This window comes from Acinetobacter sp. 228, assembly GCF_048147885.1.
In genome coordinates, this window is sequence record NZ_JAYWYV010000011.1 from 78,709 (window position 1) to 98,883 (window position 20,175).

The 20,175-nt window shown below is 45.3% G+C and carries 14 protein-coding genes, 5 tRNA genes and 1 pseudogene; 13 read left to right on the forward strand and 7 right to left on the reverse strand.

Going from position 1 to position 20,175, the window contains the following annotated elements:
- Nucleotides 1-20: 20 nt before the first annotated feature.
- The 4 genes from VXQ92_RS10070 to VXQ92_RS10085 all read right to left on the reverse strand — a co-directional run bounded on the left by VXQ92_RS10070 (nt 21) and on the right by VXQ92_RS10085 (nt 6,794).
- Entirely contained in the window at nt 21-1,739 is a 1,719-nt protein-coding gene (locus VXQ92_RS10070) for a proline--tRNA ligase (RefSeq protein ID WP_416681346.1), read from the reverse strand.
- Between the two features lie 96 nt (nt 1,740-1,835).
- A complete protein-coding gene (locus tag VXQ92_RS10075; protein ID WP_416681349.1) occupies nt 1,836-4,943 on the reverse strand; it encodes an efflux RND transporter permease subunit in 3,108 nt (1,035 codons plus the stop codon).
- 24 nt (nt 4,944-4,967) lie between these two features.
- Nucleotides 4,968-6,095 (reverse strand): efflux RND transporter periplasmic adaptor subunit, encoded by a 1,128-nt coding sequence (locus VXQ92_RS10080; RefSeq protein ID WP_416681352.1) that lies wholly within the window; start codon nt 6,093-6,095, stop codon nt 4,968-4,970.
- A 51-nt stretch (nt 6,096-6,146) separates the two neighbouring features.
- The gene (locus tag VXQ92_RS10085) at nt 6,147-6,794 is read right to left on the reverse strand and encodes a hypothetical protein (RefSeq protein WP_416681355.1); all 648 of its coding nucleotides are present in this window, start codon (nt 6,792-6,794) and stop codon (nt 6,147-6,149) included.
- A 286-nt stretch (nt 6,795-7,080) separates the two neighbouring features.
- Between VXQ92_RS10085 and pilG the strand changes: the two genes are divergently transcribed.
- The 6 genes from pilG to VXQ92_RS10115 all read left to right on the forward strand — a co-directional run bounded on the left by pilG (nt 7,081) and on the right by VXQ92_RS10115 (nt 15,609).
- A complete protein-coding gene (gene pilG / locus VXQ92_RS10090) occupies nt 7,081-7,464 on the forward strand; it encodes a twitching motility response regulator PilG (RefSeq protein WP_064096414.1) in 384 nt (127 codons plus the stop codon).
- A gap of 27 nt (nt 7,465-7,491) precedes the next feature.
- The gene (locus VXQ92_RS10095; protein WP_064096413.1) at nt 7,492-7,860 is read left to right on the forward strand and encodes a response regulator; all 369 of its coding nucleotides are present in this window, start codon (nt 7,492-7,494) and stop codon (nt 7,858-7,860) included.
- A 5-nt stretch (nt 7,861-7,865) separates the two neighbouring features.
- On the forward strand, nt 7,866-8,402 hold the full coding sequence (locus VXQ92_RS10100; protein WP_064102470.1) for a chemotaxis protein CheW: 537 nt from the start codon (nt 7,866-7,868) through the stop codon (nt 8,400-8,402).
- 46 nt (nt 8,403-8,448) lie between these two features.
- Nucleotides 8,449-10,521 (forward strand): methyl-accepting chemotaxis protein, encoded by a 2,073-nt coding sequence (locus VXQ92_RS10105; RefSeq protein ID WP_064096411.1) that lies wholly within the window; start codon nt 8,449-8,451, stop codon nt 10,519-10,521.
- A 168-nt stretch (nt 10,522-10,689) separates the two neighbouring features.
- Nucleotides 10,690-15,147: an Hpt domain-containing protein gene (locus VXQ92_RS10110; RefSeq protein ID WP_416681359.1), complete on the forward strand. Its 4,458-nt coding sequence runs from the start codon at nt 10,690-10,692 to the stop codon at nt 15,145-15,147.
- 3 nt (nt 15,148-15,150) lie between these two features.
- Nucleotides 15,151-15,609, forward strand: a complete 459-nt coding sequence (locus VXQ92_RS10115; protein WP_416681362.1) for a hypothetical protein — start codon at nt 15,151-15,153, stop codon at nt 15,607-15,609.
- Nucleotides 15,610-15,672: 63 nt separating this feature from the next.
- On the opposite strand, the gene dapE is transcribed toward VXQ92_RS10115, so the two are convergent.
- The 3 genes from dapE to VXQ92_RS10130 form a co-directional block, all read right to left on the reverse strand.
- Complete coding sequence (dapE, locus tag VXQ92_RS10120; protein WP_416681365.1) at nt 15,673-16,809, reverse strand: succinyl-diaminopimelate desuccinylase; 1,137 nt, start codon at nt 16,807-16,809, stop codon at nt 15,673-15,675.
- A 122-nt stretch (nt 16,810-16,931) separates the two neighbouring features.
- Nucleotides 16,932-17,081 carry an entericidin A/B family lipoprotein gene (locus VXQ92_RS10125; RefSeq protein WP_064096407.1) on the reverse strand — a complete coding sequence of 50 codons (150 nt, stop codon included), beginning with the start codon at nt 17,079-17,081 and terminating at the stop codon, nt 16,932-16,934.
- A gap of 115 nt (nt 17,082-17,196) precedes the next feature.
- Nucleotides 17,197-18,072 (reverse strand): DUF1853 family protein, encoded by an 876-nt coding sequence (locus tag VXQ92_RS10130; RefSeq protein ID WP_416681367.1) that lies wholly within the window; start codon nt 18,070-18,072, stop codon nt 17,197-17,199.
- An 87-nt stretch (nt 18,073-18,159) separates the two neighbouring features.
- Between VXQ92_RS10130 and VXQ92_RS10135 the strand changes: the two are divergent.
- The 7 genes and pseudogenes from VXQ92_RS10135 to VXQ92_RS10165 form a co-directional block, all read left to right on the forward strand.
- A pseudogene (locus VXQ92_RS10135) lies at nt 18,160-18,513 on the forward strand (YbaN family protein); the annotation flags it as partial.
- 140 nt (nt 18,514-18,653) lie between these two features.
- The gene (gene elsL, locus VXQ92_RS10140; RefSeq protein WP_064096404.1) at nt 18,654-19,187 is read left to right on the forward strand and encodes a cell wall-recycling L,D-carboxypeptidase ElsL; all 534 of its coding nucleotides are present in this window, start codon (nt 18,654-18,656) and stop codon (nt 19,185-19,187) included.
- Between the two features lie 494 nt (nt 19,188-19,681).
- Nucleotides 19,682-19,757 (forward strand) — tRNA-Val (locus VXQ92_RS10145).
- A gap of 28 nt (nt 19,758-19,785) precedes the next feature.
- A tRNA-Asp gene (locus VXQ92_RS10150) sits at nt 19,786-19,862 on the forward strand.
- Nucleotides 19,863-19,910: 48 nt separating this feature from the next.
- A tRNA-Asp gene (locus VXQ92_RS10155) sits at nt 19,911-19,987 on the forward strand.
- A gap of 21 nt (nt 19,988-20,008) precedes the next feature.
- Nucleotides 20,009-20,084, forward strand: a tRNA-Val gene (locus VXQ92_RS10160).
- Nucleotides 20,085-20,098: 14 nt separating this feature from the next.
- A tRNA-Asp gene (locus tag VXQ92_RS10165) sits at nt 20,099-20,175 on the forward strand.

Sequence of the window (20,175 nt, forward strand, 5' to 3'; positions counted from 1 at the left end):
TTTTTTATGGTAAGAAGGAATTACTTTGCGATTTTCGCTAATAACTCTTCTTTAGAAATATTTACAGATTCAGCATCACGACGGCCTTTATACTCAAACGTACCCGCATCCAGACCTTTTTCACCAATTACAATACGGTGTGGAATACCGGTAATTTCAAGATCGGAGAACTTCACGCCTGGGCGCTCATCCCGGTCATCAAGAATGACGTCATAACCCGCTGCGGTCAATTCTGCATACAGTGCTTCAGCTGCTTCCATGGTACGTGGTGACTTATGCGCATTCATTGGCACAATCGCAACTTCAAAAGGCGCAATCGCTTCAGGCCAGATAATACCTTTCTCATCGAAGTTTTGCTCGATTGCTGAAGCCACCACACGTGTCACACCAATCCCGTAACAGCCCATGGTTACAGTAAATGGTTTGCCATCTTTACCAAGAACTTTACAGCCCAAAGCCTCAGAGTATTTCTGACCTAACTGGAAGATGTGACCCACTTCAATACCACGTTTGATCTGAAGTGTACCTTTGCCATCTGGAGAAGGGTCGCCTTCAACCACGTTACGCAGATCAAAAACTTCAGTGAACTGTGCATCACGTTCCCAGTTTACGCCAGTTGCGTGTTGATCTGCTTCGTTTGCACCGGCAACAAAATCAGACAATACAGATGCTGCACGATCCGCAATGACAGTTAAACCTTTTTCTACCAGACCTTGAGGACCAACGAAACCAGCAGTTAAACCTAAAGCCTGAATTTGTTCTTCGGTTGCAAAAGTCAGTGGCACTGCAATTAAAGGATGTTTTTCAGCTTTAATTTCATTCAGTTCATGATCGCCACGAAGGAATAGCGCCACTACGGGTGCATCCTGACCTTCTTCAGCCGCAACACCTTGTACAAGCAACGCTTTTACTGAATGGGCAGGATCTGTACCTAAGAAGGCAGATACATCAGCAATGGTTTTCTGATTTGGCGTATCTACCAGTTTAAGTTCTTGTGTTGGTGCTGCACGTTCACCGACAAGCACCGCTTCAGCCATTTCAATGTTGGCGGCATAGTCAGATTCAGTCGAAAACGCGATATCATCTTCACCACTTGAAGCCAAGACGTGGAATTCATGTGAACCTGAACCGCCAATAGAGCCAGTGTCCGCTTGTACTGGACGGAAATCTAAACCTAAGCGGGTAAAGATTTTGCAGTAGGCTTCGTACATTTTGTCGTAAGTTTCTTGCAAAGATTCCTGATCGGCATGGAAAGAATAGGCATCTTTCATGATGAATTCACGTGAACGCATTACACCAAAACGCGGACGGATTTCATCGCGGAACTTGGTTTGTACCTGGTAGAAATTGGCAGGCAATTGCTTGTAACTTTTCAACTCGTTACGTGCAAGATCAGTAATGACCTCTTCATGTGTTGGGCCAAGCACGAAATCATTGTTATGACGGTCTTTGAAACGTAGCAGTTCAGGACCATACTGTATATAACGTCCAGACTCTTCCCAAAGTGATGCCGGTTGAGTTACAGGCATCAATACTTCAAGAGAACCGGCATTGTTCATTTCTTCGCGAACGATCGCTGCAACTTTATTTAATACGCGAACGCCCATCGGCAACCAGGTGTATAAACCTGAAGCCAACTTACGAATCATACCGGCACGAAGCATGAGCTGATGCGAAATAACTTCAGCGTCGTTCGGGGTTTCTCTCAAAGTTGCAAATAAAAAGCGACTCGCGCGCATGGAAACTGTCCTAAAAAATTAAGCGTTAAAGCAGGGATTATACAATAAAAAATGAGGTGAGCATTTGGGAATGTCACCTCATTGTGTTGCATTAAATTATGCCATGATTTTACATGCCTGACGCAGCATAAAATTCTTAAAGTCATCCAGATAGGTAAAGATCACCGGGACCACCACCAAAGTCAGCAGGGTAGAGGTAATCACGCCACCAATCACGGCGTGTGCCATGGGTGCACTTTGTTCCCCCCCTTCGCCTAGTCCCAAGGCCAGCGGAACCATCCCCATCACCATGGCACTGGTGGTCATCAGAATGGGACGCAGACGGGTTTTACCTGCTTCAATAATCGCATCATAACGGTCTTCACCGCGGTCCATGGCTTTCTTGATAAAGTCGATTAGCAGAATCGCATTCTTGGTCACTAGTCCCATCAGCATGATGATCCCGATAATCGAAAACAGGTTCATGGTCGAATTAAACAGGAACAAGGCCAGAAATACCCCAATAAGCGACAATGGCAATGAAGCCATAATTGCCGCAGGGTGAATAAAGCTGTTGAACTGCGAACCGAGTACAATATAGATAAATACAATTGATAGGGTAATCGCGGTCAAGGCATAACCTGCAGATTCTGCCATATCGGCATTGGAACCCTGAGTGTCAAAACTATAGCCCGGTGGCATATCGAAATTTTCTTGCAAGCGGCTGATATCAGCCCCGATGTCGCCTGCAGGGCGTCCAGACGTATTCGCTTCTACGAGTACTTCACGAGCCAGATCACGTCGGTTAATCTGCGAAGCGCCGAGCTTTTCTTCAAATTTGGCCACGCTTGAAAGAGGAACCAGAATTGGTTGATTGCTGGCAGTGGTTTTATTCGAAGTGATATACATATTCTGTAAATCGCTTGGCAAGCTACGCTGGTTTTCGGTCAGGCGCAGATTTACATCATAGGTTTCACCTTTTTCATCCTGCCAGGTGGTGACATCATCACCAGCAATCAGTGGACGGACCACATTGGCAATCTGATTCACCGATAAGCCTAGATCACTGGCCAGGACACGATTGATCTGGACACCAAGCGTCGGCTTGGGCTCTTTCAATGAAGTTTCCAGATCAACAATGCCATCAATTTTAGCCATTTCCGTCATAAAACGATCGGAAATTTTTTGCAGTTCATCCAGATCAGGTCCTTTGATCGAAATCATGATCGGTTTCTGACCACCTGATACGGTTTCATCAGCGGATGCCACCGAGGTAATGCTGATTCCGGCAACCGATTGCAGACGCTGACGGAATTCATTATTCAGCTCATTCAGGGTTTTTTCACGCTCGGTACGCGGTGTCACGGTCACCCGTAAACTGACATGGTTTTTACCGCGGTCGGTTGCACCATTAATCACCCCATAGGTGGCTTTGACCTCCGGATGCTGACGAATAATCTGATCCACCTGCTGCAGTTTGGCTTGTGAATATTCAAGCGATGAATCGACTGGTGTTTCAAACTTGATCCGGATTTCGCCTTTATCCGGAACTGGTACAAATTCGGTACCAATCAGCTTGGATAACCCCAAGGCACCAAATAATGAAGCAACGGCAATCAGAAGGGTGATAAATCTGAACCGCAGTGCCAGTTTTAGCAGTTTTTCATAAACATGGCTTAAATTATCCAGCTTGCCGGAAATCCAGTTAAAGAAACGTTGTATCCGGCCTGGCTTTCTGTTCGGATCTTTTTTCTTTTCTGCCCAGTGTGCAGAGAGCATCGGGTCCAAGGTAAAGCTGACAAACATTGAGATCAGCACGGCTATACTTACCGTGACCCCGAACTGGTAGAAAAAGCGGCCAATAATACCGCCCATGAAGGCCACAGGCAGGAATACGGCAACAATGGTCAGTGTGGTGGCCAGCACAGCGAGTCCAATTTCTTTGGTGCCATCGAGTGCAGCAGTCACATGATCTTTGCCCATATCGGCATGCCGGACAATATTTTCACGCACCACAATTGCATCGTCGATCAACAGACCAATACTCAAGGACAGCGCCAGCAAAGTCATCATATTGATGCTAAAGCCAAAGGCCCAGATAAAGGTCAGCGTGCCCAAGAGTGCAATCGGCAGAGTCAAACCGGTAATTACGGTTGAACGGAAAGAACCCAGGAACAGCAGGACAATCAGCACAGCCAGTACTGCACCCTCCACAATAGTGCGGGCTACATCGCCAATGGTGCCACGGATACTTTTGGAGGCGTCCACCACCACCTGTAAGGTAGTGCCTTGTGGAAGCTGCGCTTCAATATTTTTTAAAACTGCGTAGGTCTTGTCTACTACTTCAATAACGTTTGCATCTGAACTGCGCAAAATATCAATTGCAACTGCAGCTTTCCCATTCAAAAAGGCAGCGGATTCCAGCTCTGCCTGACTGTCTTGAATATTGGCCACTTGTCTGAGAAAAATCGGTACGCCGTTTTTATTGGCAATGACCAGATCACCGAAGGCGAGGGGATGCAGCACTTTGGAATTGATTTCAATAACCAGTTCCGAATTCCCAGACTTGAGAGTGCCTCCCGGGACTTCAATATTTTCTGTCTTTAAGGTATTAATGACACTATCTACACCGATACCAAAAGCTTGCAGTTTTTGCGGCTCTACCTGGATCCGGATCTGGCGTTGTGCATCACCTAACAGATTGACCGTACCGACCCCTGGGATTGTACGCAGTTGTGGCACAATCCGCTGGTCCAGATATGAACTCAGTGTTTTTACGTCCATATTGTCAGATTCAAATACAATCGACATCACTGCATTTGCTGTCGGATCATAACGTTCGACAATCGGTTCCTGAATTTCATCCCGGAATTCAGCAGTCACAGAGGCGATTTTATCCCGCACGTCCTGAGCTGCTGTGGTAGAGGTCACATCTAGATTAAATTCGGTGGTGATGATGGACAGGCCTTCACTAGACTGGGAAATCACCTGTTTCAAACCGGAAATGGTATTGATCTGATCTTCGAGTTTCTTGGTGATTTCCGATTCAACCGTTTCCGGAGAAGCGCCTGGATAATTGGTATAGATCACCACAAAAGGGAAATCGACATCAGGGAATTCTTCAACGCCCATCCGCTGCCATGAAGCCAGCCCCAGCACCATTAGGCAGAACATCATCATGATGGTGAAAACCGGATACTTCACACTAATTCGGGTAAACCACATATCAATGATCCTGTATGAATGGCTTTAGTTGGCGCGAAGGGTGACAGTTTTTTGCAGATCGGCTTCGCTAAACTTAACCCGGCTGACCTGATCACCATTTTCCAGTCCTTGAACCACGGCAATGTTATCGCTATAACGCTGTTCTAGTACCTGAACATTGACCTTGATAATTTTATTCTGGCGAATCACCCAGACATAGGGTTTGTTCTGGATATCCTGAATGGTATCCAATGGAATCAGCTGTCCGGAAATCTGTTGTGAACTCAGAATGTTGCCTTCAACGAAGGAGCCGATACTTAGCGAGGGAATGGTTTCATTTGGCGTGGCAAAGAATTCGATCTGGCGACTGGCCTGATCTGCAATAGGGGAAATCCGGCTAATTACGGCAGTGAGCCGGTTTGGATTACCTTGAATAGTGTATTCGATTTTACTGCCCAGCCTTAAACCTGATTGCAGATCACTGGGTACGCGTGCCTGAATTTCCAGCCGTTTCGGATCGACGATTTCAAACAGGGTTTGTCCAATTGCAACGGTCTGGCCAGGCTCAACCTGGCGCTGGGTAATTACACCACTGATCGGGCTGGTCATGATGCCATCACGATCTGCTTTCTGGGCAATATCAACATTGGCTTGCTGGGCACGGACATTTTCCAGCTGTGCCTGATAGTCCACCTGACTTTGTTCATATTCTACTTTTGAAATAAAACCCTGATCTAGCAGGCGCTTTTTACGCTGCATCATATTGCGGGCCTGATTGGCTTGCGCTTGAGTGGAGGCCAGGTTGGCACGTGCCTGTGCCAGACGGGCTGCATTGTCCTGGTTATTCAGGCGTACCAGTACCTGTCCCTTGTTAACTGATTGACCTACCTGCGCGTTTACGCTGGTAGCAGTGGCAGAGACCTGTGCCTGTATGCTGCTTTGATTGACTGCACGGATGGTGCCGGTAAATGCGGTTTTTTGAACTGAATTGCCAGATTGAACCGCAACTAAATCCTGTGAAATGACTTCAATAGATTTTGGGGTTTCGGCTTGCACTGCAGGTTCATTTTTGTCGCAAGCCACTGAAAACATATTTAAGCAAAGTGCACTCACGATTAGCACAGAGCGCGGCGAAAGCATATTTAAATCATGAGAGTGCGGTGCAGGTTGCATATGAGTCCTTTTAGCTGGCTATGAATCAAAGCCTTGGCCAACTATTTGCATTTATTCAAGTGCTTTTAAACGGGCGATAATTTTGTCGTATTCTGCTTCCAGATTTCGATAGCGACTTTGTAAAGATTGAATATTCTCTTTTTGGGAAATGAGATTTTTCTGATTATTTTCCAGCATGGTTTTGAGGTGCGCCGGTGGATTTTGACCTTTACGTAAATATTCCCGTTCCTGGCGAACGAACATGATCCGATCTTTTTGCAATTGCTTAATTTGCTCTTGCTGAAAATCAATCTGCTTTTTTAACTGGGTCAGGCTGTCATTCTTTTTTTGCAAGGCAGTCTGACTATTGTTATAGGCTCGCTTAAGTTTATGGTCTTCCGCAATCCGCTGCGCCTGTTGAGCACGTTGCGGGGCTTGTCTGATATCGGCTTCAGCGTTATAAGGACGGGCACGTTTTATGACCTGCATATTCTGGTCAAGTGCCTCATAACCATAACGGATATGATTGGGCGTTACATTGGTGCTGATATTGGCCACACCTTTACTGTCGTAATAACGATACCAAGTGGCTTTTTGTGGGAGCTGGTTACTGCTCGCACAAGTTAAGCTGAGCTGCAAGAGCAACAATACAGCAACAATGAATTGACCAGTCATTTTATTTTTATCAATGACAGCAAGTTTTGTTGAAAACTGACTCATCATTGGCTCCCCGAATTTAAAGTTGGCTAAATTACTTATTTTAAAGTAATAATCTTGTTATATTAGACTTAAATTTATCAATAAAAAACTACCGTTAGTCAAAAAAAAACCAATAACCATAATAAAATGTGAAGCTGTTGTTAAAAATAAATGATTTTGTCTACTTGTGTAGAAAATGTTCATTGATAATGCAAGTGACTTTATGTTAAAAATGTTTATCGATCGTAATAAAATAATCCTATGAGCCTTATGGCATATAGTTTCTAAAATGGGAAGGGTTAAACAAATGGACGATAAATTCCAAAATCTAAAAATTATGGTTATTGATGACTCAAAGACCATTCGTCGTACTGCAGAAACTCTTCTTCAGCGTGAAGGTTATGAAGTCATTACTGCGGTAGATGGTTTTGAGGCTTTATCAAAAATTGCCGAAGCAAATCCGGATATCGTTTTTGTAGATATTATGATGCCGCGCCTAGATGGTTATCAGACCTGCGCCTTAATCAAAAACTCTCAGAATTACCAGAATATTCCTGTGATTATGCTATCAAGTAAAGATGGCTTATTTGATCAGGCCAAAGGTCGTGTCGTGGGTTCCGATGAATACCTGACCAAACCTTTTAGTAAAGATGAATTGCTAACTGCAATCCGTAACCATATTAGTGCTTAATATATTTGATTTTTTTGGGGAATTGGCATGGCACGTATCCTAATTGTGGATGACTCACCGACAGAAACTTTTCGCTTTAGAGAGATTCTTTCTAAACATGGCTTTGATGTGATTGAAGCAGCTAATGGGGCAGATGGGGTCACCATGGCACAGGCAGAACTGCCGGATCTGGTTCTGATGGATGTAGTGATGCCGGGCGTGAATGGCTTTCAGGCGACCCGCCAGATTGCACGTGGGGCAACAACCAAACACATTCCAATCGTGATTGTGAGTACCAAGGATCAGGCTACTGACCGCGTATGGGGCAAGCGTCAAGGCGCAGCGGACTATCTAACAAAACCAGTCGATGAAAAACAATTAATAGATGTAATTAAGCAGCACCTCAATGCAGGATAAGCTCTATGGCAGCAAATGGATTTATCGAATTGCTTCGCATTGCGAAACGTGGAAATAAAAACTACGTTTCCAATGGCAATGAAGTTAACCGATGGTCGGGCATTGCTTTTGAGATGATGGGGCAATATTTTGTTGCTCCGCTGGGGGAAGTATCAGAAGTGATTTATCCCCCAAAATATACGCCGGTACCCAAGACACAAGCCTGGGTATTGGGTTTGGCGAATATCCGGGGAAGACTGTTGTCTGTTTCTGATCTGACGCAATATGTATCAGGGCAAAGCAGCCAATTTTCACCGACTCAAAAAGTATTATGCATCAACCATAATGACCAGTATGTGGGTTTGGTCGTAGATCAAGTTTTGGGTATACAACATTTCAATAAGAAAAGTTTCTTTTCGAAGAAATCTGAATTGGATAAAAACTTACAAGAATATTGTCAGGGGTTTTTCCATCAGCACAACCAACAATGGCATGTGTTTTTATTCAGTCGTCTGTTGCAAAATCCAAAATTTATGAACGCATCTATAAAATTTATAAATTAAATGTCGCGCTCGAAAGTAAGCAAGGCGTCAACCGGGGAGAGGCTGCATGGGCTTTAAACTTAAAAAGAAAAATACAGGTGAGAGCACTGGCCGCAAGGGCGGTAATGCTTTTTTAGCTAAGATTCAAACGCAAATAGATCAGTTATCACGTGTCTTCGGTGATAGTGAGAAATCAAAACCGCTGATCTATGGAGCAGCAGGCTGTCTTTTAGCCGCACTGATCACTTTATTGTATCTTTTTTATAGTGTACCACGTACCAACGAACTTACTCAGAGTCTGGGTGACCTGCGTCTCCTCTCGCAAACCATTTCGCGCCAGGCGACTGAGGCGACCGCTTCCGGTACGCCAGAAGCTATGAAAAACCTGACTGACTCGCAAAAAGCCTTTGCTGAAAATCTTGAGACAGTTAAAAGTATTCACTCCAATAATGATGCGTTGCAGGCGGTTGATAAACAGTGGACAGAAGTTTCCAGCAGTATTGATCTGATTACCTCGCAACAAAAGATTATTAACCAGTTATACGATACCAACATCGCGATTGGTGAGGCAATTCCGGGGATTCAGGCTGAATATAACTTGATGGTTGACCAGATGGCACGTCAAGACATGCCGTCGAACCAGGTTGTTATTGCCAAAAACCAGGTATTTATTGCGGAACGTATCTTGCGTTCGATCAGTCTGGTACTGACAGGTACTGATGGTTCACGTGAATCTGCAGATGACTTCAGTGCCGATACCGAAACTTTCGGCTCATATTTAAACGCTCAGTTAAATGGTTCTGCTGAACTGGGTGTACAGCGTATTGATGATCCAACCCTGCGTGAATCTCTGGAAGGAATCAAGGCTGAATATGATGACGTACTGGAATCTGCATCAGCAATTATTCTTAAAAACTCTGCACAGATCGTAAAAGTTCGTCAAGCCGCTGCATCAATTTTTTCCCAGTCTGATGTGCTTTTAGACAACCTGAATAAATTATCAGGTAACTCAGGTCTTAAAACGGTAGTTCCAGCTGTCCTGCTGATTGCATTATTAGTCGGTTTCTTGCTGTGTGTATTCAAGTTACTTTCTCTGCGTGGCTTGTCAGATAAGCAGCGTGTAGGCCGTTTACAAGAAGAATACGACCGTAACCAGAATGCGATTTTACGTTTACTCGATGAGATCGCCGACCTTGCAGATGGTGACTTGCGTTCATATGCAACGGTATCTGAAGACTTTACCGGTGCGATTGCCGACTCGATTAACTTTGCGATCGACCAGTTACGTGACCTGGTATCGCGTATTACCGAAACTTCACAAGAAGTTGCGCAATATACCGCGACCACACAAAGCATTACCAACCAGTTAGCCGAAGCATCGGAACATCAGGCACAAGAAATTGCCGGTGCTTCTGCAGCGATTAACGAAATGGCGATGTCGATTGACCAGGTATCTGCCAACGCCGATGAATCAGCGGTGGTAGCAGAGCGTTCAGTACAAATTGCTGCGAATGGTGCTGATGTTGTACATCGCTCGATTGAGGGTATGGACACGATTCGTGAACAGATTCAGGAAACTTCAAAACGTATTAAACGTCTGGGTGAATCTTCTCAGGAAATTGGTAACATCGTAGCCCTGATTAACGATATTGCCGACCAGACCAACATCCTGGCATTAAACGCAGCGATTCAGGCCTCGATGGCGGGTGAAGCAGGTCGTGGTTTCGCGGTCGTTGCCGATGAAGTACAGCGTCTTGCGGAACGTTCTGCCTCTGCAACCAAGCAGATTGAAGGTCTGGTAAAAACCATTCAGACGGATACGAACGAAGCCGTAATCTCGATGGAACAAACCACGGCTGAGGTTGTACGTGGTGCGAACCTGTCTAAAGATGCCGGTGTGGCACTGGATGAGATTCAAACGGTATCGAATAACCTGGCAAAACTGATTGCGAACATTTCTGATGCTGCGAAACTGCAGTCGGCTTCTGCGGGTCATATTGCGACCACGATGAATGTCGTACAGGAAATTACCTCGCAAACCACCAGTGCGACTTTCGATACAGCGCGTTCGGTATCTGAACTGGCAAACATGGCCGATGCATTACGTGAATCTGTAGCTGACTTTAAACTGCCTGAATAAAGTCAGAAATGATGGGGGAAATGTGTCTTGACTGCGGTTGAGACACGTTCAAGAAATACAGATAAAGCCTCGACAAGATGTACTTAACTTCATACGTTAGGTATCGCGTGACGGTCACAATTAAGTTTGAGCGCCCTTCTTGGCGGCATAACGTAAGAAGCATGAGCTATGAAAGAAATATTAAAAAATTTAGTTGAAACGACAACGCTTCCTGAAGATAGTTATCTTGACCAAGATGCAGAAATTCTTGAAATTTTTGTTGAAGAAATTGAAGAAATCTTCGTTGAGTTAAATGCTTTATTTCCAGAATGGTTAAGTCATCCAGATCATCAAGAAAATCTGAAGACTATTCGTCGCCATTTTCATACCTTGAAAGGTTCAGGCCGTATGGTCGGTGCCAAATCGGCAGGAGAGATGGCCTGGGCGGTGGAAGATACCCTGAATCGGGTTTTGTCGGGTTCAATTCCACTGACACCGACCGTGCAGAAATTTGCTCAAGCAGTATTGAATATCTATCAATATGCTTTATATCCGAAATTCAAACAAGTCCAGCCGCTTGATCTCGATCTGCGCCCAATGGTGCTGTTGGGGCAACAATTACAACAACAAATTACACCTGAACCTGCGCTGCAGGAATTATTGATATTGGCAGATCATTTAACTGCAGAAGGTCAAATAACAGGTCTTGAATTTGCAGATAATGCAGACAATGGGTTAGGTGCAGCTGAGCCAGCTCTAGCTCAAGTAGAAATCCCTGTTCGCAGTGATATTGAAGAGACAGTGGCAATCTTTATTGAAGAAGCAGAAGAGCATCTGGATACGATTGCGACTTTCCTTCGTACTGAAGATGAAAAATCACAAGATTATAATGCCCTGATCCGTGCGATTCATACCCTGCGCGGCAGTTCATCCATGGCGCAGATTGAGCAGATTTTTGAAGCCAGCTCCAAGGTGGAACATCTGTTCAAAACTTTGCTACAGGATGAAATTGCTTCTACTTCAAAAGAAACTGCTTTACTGATTCAGTATGCGGAGTTCGTGAGTGACTATCTGCACCTGCTACGTCAGGGCAATATCGCAAAACTGGATACGGTTTATGCGACCTTTGAACGTGTCTGGCATGATTATGGCTTTGCCGTTACTGAAAATAGCATTCAGACCCAGGGTCTGGTGTCCAAACTGGTTGAACTGGATATTGATCTGTTGTTGGATGCCGAGTTTGAATTTGATAAACGCGCCCAGGTTGATTATCCGGAATATATTCAGGCACTCAGTCAGCAGGCTGCAGAATTGCTGGCCCATACAGAGAGCCGGGCAGCCCAGGGCATTCATGAATTTACCAGTGATCTGAAATCGGCTTATGATGCATTGCTTGAAAAGCCAGTGTTATTGAAGAGCAATTATGCCTATGAGCTGTTTGCACAGGCGCATCAAGAGTTTATTCATTTGTTTGATACCCTGGCCGCAGGGCAGCGTGTCATTCTGAATGAAGAAATTCAAAAAATACTCAGTGAATTGTCTGCATTTGTGCAGCAGGATCTTGAAATACCTGCTGAAGATCATGCAATTCAGCATGTTCAGGTAACGACAGAAGTTACCCAGGCAGCCGAACCTGTGGCAACAGGCAGTGTCGATTTTGCAGGCTTGAGCCAGCGTATTGCTTTGGATCGTCAGCAGCAGCAAAGTGCTGAAACCAACCGTGATTTTGATGAAGAATTATTAAGTATCTTCCTGGAAGAAGCGGATGAATTGCTTGCAGGCATTGATGAAGACCTGAATACCTGGAGCAAAAAGCAGGATGATACAGCTTCGCTGAATAACCTGATGCGTCATTTGCATACCTTAAAAGGTGGTGCAAACATGATCTCAGCTTCACATATCGGCTTGATTGCGCATGAACTGGAAAGCATTTATGAACGTGTAATCCGCCAGCAAATTGCCGTGACCCCTGCTTTAATCCAGGTTATCCGTCTGGTACAGGACAACGTTTCGGACCGGATTCAATCCATTCGTGATGAAGGCATTGACTATCCTGCAACGGAAGCGATTTCAATTCTGCAGAATATTCAGTCGCTAGTTTCTGGACAGGCTGGGACTGCTGTTGAAAGCGCAGCTGCTGCAATTGAAGTGGAAGAGATTGAAGCTACAGCAATTTCTGAACCGCAACTGGCAGAATCAGCAACGACGGAGCAACCAGTTGCTGATCTGGCTGAAACTGAAGAATTACCGGCAATTTCGCAACCTTCTGCTGATGCAATTAATGATAGTTCAGTGGAACGTTCTGAAGAAGATGAACTGAAATCCATTGTAGAAGAATCTTTCCTCGAAGAAGCCGAAGAAATTCTGGTAAATGCCGAGAAGCTGCTCAATCAATGGTTTGACCAGCGTAGTGACCGTAGTTTATTGCTGCAATTACAGCGTGCTGCCCACAGTATCAAGGGTGGCGCACGTATGGTAGATGTTGAAGAAGTGGCCAGCGTTGCCTATGAGCTGGAAACGTCTTTCGAGCAGTTTGCCGTCTATCAGTTTAACTCGAATGCCTATGATGGTCTGTTGCAGAAAACCCTGACCTGGTTAAGACAGGCGATTTTCCAGCGCGACTATAGCGGTTTTGAGCAGCTGCACAGCAGTCTGAAAAAGATCGCCTTTGTGGATGTCACGGCACAATTGCCTGAGCGTCTGGCGAAAACAGACAATCTGGTGGTCAGCGACTTTGGCTTTGTTGAAGGCGATGGTACTGAACCACCACACATGATGGGTGAATGGGCGGATAGTGGAGCCAGCGATACCAATAACGAGATGATCCGTATCTCTGCCGATCTGGTCGAGAAGATGATTGACCTGTCTGGTGAGAACTCGATTAACCGTTCACGTATCGAGATGGATCTGGGCCAGCTTGGCAATACACTGAACGAAATGGAACTGGCGATCAAGCGTCTTGCCGATCAGTTGCGTCGAATGGAAGGAGAGCTGGAATCACAGATTATTGCCAAACATGGTTCAGAGAATTCGCGCTATGCTGACTTTGACCCGCTGGAAATGGACCAGTATTCGTCGCTCAACCAGCTGTCTAAATCACTGGCAGAATCTGCATCGGATTTGGTCGACTTCAAGAGTACCTTAGCCGACAAAATTCGCGAAACTGAAGGGCTGTTATTACAACAATCCCGTATTCAGGCCGAAATTCAGGAAAGCCTGATGCGTACCCGTCTGGTTCCGTTTGACCGGATGCTGCCGCGTTTACAGCGTATCGTGCGTCAAACCTCGACCACCCTGAACCGTCCTGCAGAACTGATCGTGCAAAATACCGAAGGTGAACTGGACCGGAATATTCTGGAGCGTCTGGTCACCCCATTCGAGCATATGCTGCGTAATGCAATTGATCACGGTCTGGAAGATACTGCAGATCGTATCGCACTGAACAAGCCGGAAGTCGGTTCGATTGTCTTGAATATCAGCCGTCAGGGAACCGATGTGATCGTGTCCTTTAGTGATGATGGTAAGGGGATTGATGCAGAGAAAATTCGTGAGAAGGCCTTAAGTCAAGGCCTGATCAAAGAAGACCAGACACTGGATTCGGAAGAGCTGTTACAGTTTATTTTCCATCCGGGATTCAGTACCGCGAAAGCAGTGACCCAGATTTCCGGTCGTGGAGTCGGTCTGGACGTAGTACAAAGTGAAATCAAATTGTTGGGTGGTCATGTGTCGGTCAGTTCACAACTGGGCCAAGGCACTATCTTTACCATTCGTGTACCGACTACCGTAGCAGTCAGCGATGCCTTGATGGTGAAAGTAGGCGATCAGCAATACGCGATTTCTCTGGCTCAGATTGACCGAATTGTGCGTATTGCGCCGATCACATTGGAAACGTACTTCAACAGTAACGACGACTATTTCAAGATCGATGGCGAAAAATATAAGCTGCGTTATTTATCTGAATTTGTGGGTAACCAGCCGATTCCACGTCTGAATAATGTTGGACATTCATTGCCGGTGCTGTTGATCAAAGGTAATAGTGGTCAAACCATTGCCTTGCTGGTCGATCAGCTGGTCGGTTCACGAGCGCAAATTGTAGTGAAACCGATTGGACATCAGTTTGCCACTATCGGTGTAGTGGCGGGTGCTACGATTCTGGGTGATGGTCAGGTTTGTCTGATTCTTGATGGACAGAATATTGCCCGTCAGATTCAGGCGACACAGCGTGTCAAACAGCTGCATGATCAGCGTGATGGATCACGTTATTCCAATGCACGCCGTCTGGTAATGATTGTCGATGACTCGGTGACTGTACGTAAGGTAACGTCGCGTCTGCTTGAACGTCAAGGCTATGATATTGTCACTGCCAAAGATGGTGTGGATGCGATCGAGCAGCTTGAAAACGTCAGACCGGATCTGATGTTGCTGGATATCGAAATGCCGCGCATGGACGGTTTTGAAGTGACCAATCTGGTCCGTCACCATGATATTCACCGTGACTTGCCGATTATCATGATTACCTCACGTACCGGTGAGAAACATCGTGAACGTGCATTTAGCCTGGGCGTAACGCACTATATGGGTAAACCGTTCCAGGAAGCGGAACTGCTGGCCAATATTCAACAACTGATTGCTGAAAAACAGGGGTAATACATGAGTCAGACCAATTCAAGCGGCAAACTGGCTGATCAGATTAGCCAGCAGGAACTTCAGCATCTGATTACGGTTTCGACCGGATTTATTGATGCCTATATTATTGACTGTCATGGTAAAGAACCGATGCTGTTGCCACAAAACATTGTTCTGTCAGCCCTGGATAGCAATACTCAGGTCAAGACCGTGGAATGGCATGAGGCACAGTTGCCGGTCTATGCAGTGAATGATCCGTTACGTCAAAATGGGGTGGCATTGGTGATTGAGGGCGATGAAATCAATCAGCGCTTTGCCCTGATGTGCAATGAAATGCCGAACACTATTCGGATTCGTATTTCCGAAGTAGTCGATGTCGATCAGCAGGTAAATGATCCTGCCATCTTTCAATATGTACGCATGGATGAGCGGCTGTTCCATATTCCCAATATGACCCATATTCAGGCTTCAATCGGACTGTAACTAAAAGCATCAACTAAAAAAGGAACTCTATAGAGTTCCTTTTTTATTACGTTATCTATTTATTTAATTCGCAAGTAAGTTGATCAGGATCTGCTCATAAATTTCAGCCAGTGGCTCTAGGTCGGCAATATCGACATGCTCATTGATCTGGTGGATCGTAGCATTTAATACGCCAAGTTCCAGTACTTGTGCACCGGTAGGTGCAATAAAGCGGCCATCAGAAGTACCACCTGAAGTGGATAGTTCGGTTGCAGTGCCTGTTACATTCAGAATGGCATTTTTAGCTGCATTCACCAGTTCGCCGACAGGAGTCAGGAAAGGCAATCCCGACAAAGTCCAGGAAACATCATATTCCACACCATGACGATCCAGAATTTCCAGGGTACGTGATTTGAGTTCTTCGGCAGTCACTTCGGTTGAATAGCGCCAGTTGCACAATAGGTTCATGGTACCGGGAACAACATTGGTTGCGCCTGTACCTGCATTGATATTGGAAATCTGGAAAGAGGTTGCCGGGAAATATTCATTGCCATGATCCCAGACTGTGTCACATAACTCGGCAATCGCTTTAGAGGCAGTATGAATCGGATTTACCGCCAGATGGGGATAGGCCACATGACCCTGTTTGCCTTTGACTGTGAGATTGGCATTTAACGAACCACGACGGCCATTTTTGACAATATCACCCAACGTATTGGTACTAGACGGCTCACCAACCAGACACCAGGTGATTTTTTCATTACGCGCTTCGAGTGTTTCAATCACTTTCACCGTACCATTAATCGACGGACCTTCTTCATCTGAAGTGATCAGGTAGGCAATCGAGCCTTTATGGTCTGGATGTTTTTCTACAAAACGTTCTGTTGCAACTACCATAGCTGCCAAAGCGGTCTTCATGTCGGCACTGCCACGACCATAAAGCTTGCCATCACGGATCTCAGGTAAAAATGGATCTGAGTTCCAGGCATCAAGATTCCCTGTTGGAACGACATCGGTATGGCCAGCAAAACAGAATACCGGGCCTTCTGTACCTTTGCGTGCCCAGATGTTATCTACATCTTCAAAACGCATGGATTCAATATTGAAACCAACCTTCTCTAGACGTTCAGCCATAATATTTTGGCAGTCATGATCGATAGGGGTAACGGAAGGCTGGCGTAATAGTTGCAGACTTAAATCGAGGGTAGCGGAAGAGCTCATGCAGTTTTCAACAGTCGATAATTTTCTCGGCCCTATGATAGGCGAATATGAGCTTGAATGTGAATGAATGAGATAAAAAAAACCCTATCTAAGATAGGGTTCTGTGAACGATCAGGAAAAAACTAGTTTTGACGAATTTCATCAGAAGTTTTTTCAGCAGTGTTGGTTACTGCATTCCCCGCTTTAGACACATCTTTGCCCATGCCTTTTACGGTGTTACAGCCAGTCAATACAAAAGCCATCATTAATGAAGCAGCAAGAATTTTTTTCATCATCATCTCCGTATAATCAATAATAAAATTATTATGATGTGGGACTTAGAGTAAAAAATATACGCTCTAAAAAATATGTGGTTTTCATAGCGCTTCGGTTAATAAATGTAATGCTTTATAGGGGCTTATGCGATGAGTTCAGAATCAGCACCGGTTGTCGGTACATATAAAAATCGTTGCTGTCGGCTTTTTTATAAAGTCCATTCGTCCACCAGCGCGCAGTCAAACTACTTGGCTGGGCTTGCGGATAAATCCATTCATGTCGTTGCAGACGGTAGAAACCGTGCCGGGCTGCAGGAATATACTGTCCCCATAAACCCAGACGACGTTCGGTATTGATCCACGCAGGAATCGGCTGGTCAGCACGATGTGTAGGCAGATATAACTGTCCTTTCAGGACGCAATATCGTCTTTGAATAGAATACTGCAAAGCCTCATCAAACTGGAATTGTTTTTGTGTGAAATGTTTCATTTTTCTGATCAGAGTATCGATACGGTTCAGGCCATACCAATGTGGCAGGCTAAAATCTGCTTCGGCCAGATAATATTTTAATGCCACTTCCCAATGTTCAATCTGTCCTGTATCAGTATTTAATAACAGAAAATCCAGCTCCCCCAGGGTTTTTGCGCCTTCAATCTTTTGCAGACTATGAGCAAGCAGCTGATACGGATGATAGGCATCATCCAGTAACCAGAACCAGATCAGCATTTCAAAGCGCAGCCCTAAACGTGTACTTTTCAGTTGCTGCACAAATTCGATTAATTCTTCTGGATGCTGATCAAGAAATTCTAAACGTGGATGGTAACGGCTGAGATAGTGCTGCCAGGTCTGGCTGTCATGCAGTTCAAAGTGATGCATAAGCTCAAGTTTATCCGGAATACCGGACAAGATATTCGGACTGCCGACAGCGAATGCCAACTGACGCACCAGAGGATGTTGATAACGTTGCCATACTTCTACAAGATTTTGGTTTAAACTGGAAAAGGGCATAGTACAACCTGTGAAAAGTGCAGAAATACAACGGACAGTATCGGAAAACGCTTTATACTACCTGAATTCTGCGGTTAGGGTTGATGTATGAAAGTGTTGTTTTGGCGAAGTCTGGTGGTGCTGTTTGTGATCCTGGGCTTTATCGGTGCAATCCTGCCGGGTATGCCAACAACGGTCTTTTTGATTCTGGCCGCCTGGGCCTCATCCAAAGGCTGGCCACAAATGGATGCCTGGTTATTGAATCATCCTAAATATGGCCCGACCTTAAGAGATTGGCGTGCCCATGGTACTGTGCCGCGTAAGGCCAAATGGTTAGCCAGTATTATGATGCTGATCAGTGGAATTATCATGCTGTTTACCACGGCGCCGTTGGCAGTCAAAGCATTTACTGATATTACCATGCTCATTGTCGCGATCTGGTTATGGCGACGCCCTGAACCCAATCCGGTCATCATTCAGCAAAATGCAGTCGACCTAGAAAAGACAGATATGCCGGCAGCGCAGTCTGCAGAGAGCCAGTTAAATCCAGAAAAGTCAAACAAAGCAGAATTAAAGAAAGTAGAGTCAGAGAATAACAAGTCATGAATAACTTACAGCTGGATCAAGCCGACATCCTGATTGACCTTGCTCAACAAAAACTGTATCTGCCACGTCTAGACAGGCAATATCTGATCTCTACGGGTAAAAATGGAATTGGCGAAACTGAAAACAGTGGCCAGACTCCTCGTGGCTGGCACAAGGTCGCCGAAAAATTTGGTCAGGATGCTCCCTTAAATAGTGTATTTGTGGCACGTCAGGCGACAGGTGAAATTTATAATGCCGAATTGGCGGCAGAATTCCCGCAGCGGGACTGGATTCTGACACGCATTTTATGGCTGAGTGGCCTTGAAGCTGGTTTTAATCAAGGCCCGGGCTGTGATACCTATCAACGATATATCTATATTCATGGCACTCCAGAAACTGAAAAGATGGGGGAGCCACTGTCGCATGGCTGTATCCGCATGCGTAATCCAGAGATCGCTGAACTATTTGACCTGATCAGTGAGGATGCACTGGTTTATATTTCAGAGCAGCCATTGGATCTAAATTTGCTGGATTTTTCGAAGAGCGAATAAAATGTAGATTTTAAGATCATGTGAAAATGATTTTATTTTTATGGGTTGAATCTGCTTGTTTGAGACAGCAGAAGAAATTCATCAATCTGACCCAGCTGGTATTTTCCTCGCATGAAACGGATTAAATCATGAGTTGCAGATTAGGTTTTCTGTCATGTTCTGAATAAAAATAAATGACAGCTGAAAGATTACATGAACCCAACGTCGAGTATTTTAAAGCTTTGTATAATTCTTAATCAGAATCGCAGCACATGGCATCGCTAAGACTGAAACTTCGCAGGGTAAGACACAAAATTTTGCTTCAACTTTCATTTTGAAAATTAAAAAATTTCGGTAGAGACTTAAAAAATAAACAAAAAGTGTTGTTTTTTTTAACAAACAACCTATTTTTTAATCACTCACACCTAAAAAGTGGAAAACATTCCGAAAAGCGTTTGACAGGCTGTGCAGATTCTCTATAATGCACCCATCAAACGATGATAGACGTTTAGAAAGGGCGCTTAGCTCAGTTGGTAGAGCGTCTGCCTTACAAGCAGAATGTCGGCGGTTCGATCCCGTCAGCGCCCACCAAGCTCTTTCATGTTGAGACCTTATAGTTGCAGCGGTAGTTCAGTTGGTTAGAATACCGGCCTGTCACGCCGGGGGTCGCGGGTTCGAGCCCCGTCCGCTGCGCCACTTTAAGATCTTGATTTTCGTTTGCCACATTAGCGACATTGTGTAAGTGCAGCGGTAGTTCAGTTGGTTAGAATACCGGCCTGTCACGCCGGGGGTCGCGGGTTCGAGTCCCGTCCGCTGCGCCATTTATACGATAGACCTTTTGAGGGCGCTTAGCTCAGTTGGTAGAGCGTCTGCCTTACAAGCAGAATGTCGGCGGTTCGATCCCGTCAGCGCCCACCAGATTCTTTTGCGATGCAGCGGTAGTTCAGTTGGTTAGAATACCGGCCTGTCACGCCGGGGGTCGCGGGTTCGAGCCCCGTCCGCTGCGCCA

Excerpts from the sequence above, each read along its gene's own strand:
- VXQ92_RS10130 (WP_416681367.1), bottom strand. The coding sequence starts at position 18,072 with ATGCCCTTTTCCAGTTTAAACCAAAATCTTGTAGAAGTATGGCAACGT.
- elsL (WP_064096404.1), top strand. The coding sequence starts at position 18,654 with ATGAATAACTTACAGCTGGATCAAGCCGACATCCTGATTGACCTTGCT.
- VXQ92_RS10100 (WP_064102470.1), top strand. The coding sequence starts at position 7,866 with ATGGCAGCAAATGGATTTATCGAATTGCTTCGCATTGCGAAACGTGGA.
- VXQ92_RS10110 (WP_416681359.1), top strand. The coding sequence starts at position 10,690 with ATGAAAGAAATATTAAAAAATTTAGTTGAAACGACAACGCTTCCTGAA.
- VXQ92_RS10070 (WP_416681346.1), bottom strand. The coding sequence starts at position 1,739 with ATGCGCGCGAGTCGCTTTTTATTTGCAACTTTGAGAGAAACCCCGAAC.
- pilG (WP_064096414.1), top strand. The coding sequence starts at position 7,081 with ATGGACGATAAATTCCAAAATCTAAAAATTATGGTTATTGATGACTCA.
- VXQ92_RS10125 (WP_064096407.1), bottom strand. The coding sequence starts at position 17,081 with ATGAAAAAAATTCTTGCTGCTTCATTAATGATGGCTTTTGTATTGACT.
- VXQ92_RS10085 (WP_416681355.1), bottom strand. The coding sequence starts at position 6,794 with ATGAGTCAGTTTTCAACAAAACTTGCTGTCATTGATAAAAATAAAATG.
- VXQ92_RS10115 (WP_416681362.1), top strand. The coding sequence starts at position 15,151 with ATGAGTCAGACCAATTCAAGCGGCAAACTGGCTGATCAGATTAGCCAG.
- VXQ92_RS10075 (WP_416681349.1), bottom strand. The coding sequence starts at position 4,943 with ATGTGGTTTACCCGAATTAGTGTGAAGTATCCGGTTTTCACCATCATG.
- VXQ92_RS10095 (WP_064096413.1), top strand. The coding sequence starts at position 7,492 with ATGGCACGTATCCTAATTGTGGATGACTCACCGACAGAAACTTTTCGC.
- VXQ92_RS10105 (WP_064096411.1), top strand. The coding sequence starts at position 8,449 with ATGGGCTTTAAACTTAAAAAGAAAAATACAGGTGAGAGCACTGGCCGC.
- VXQ92_RS10080 (WP_416681352.1), bottom strand. The coding sequence starts at position 6,095 with ATGCAACCTGCACCGCACTCTCATGATTTAAATATGCTTTCGCCGCGC.
- dapE (WP_416681365.1), bottom strand. The coding sequence starts at position 16,809 with ATGAGCTCTTCCGCTACCCTCGATTTAAGTCTGCAACTATTACGCCAG.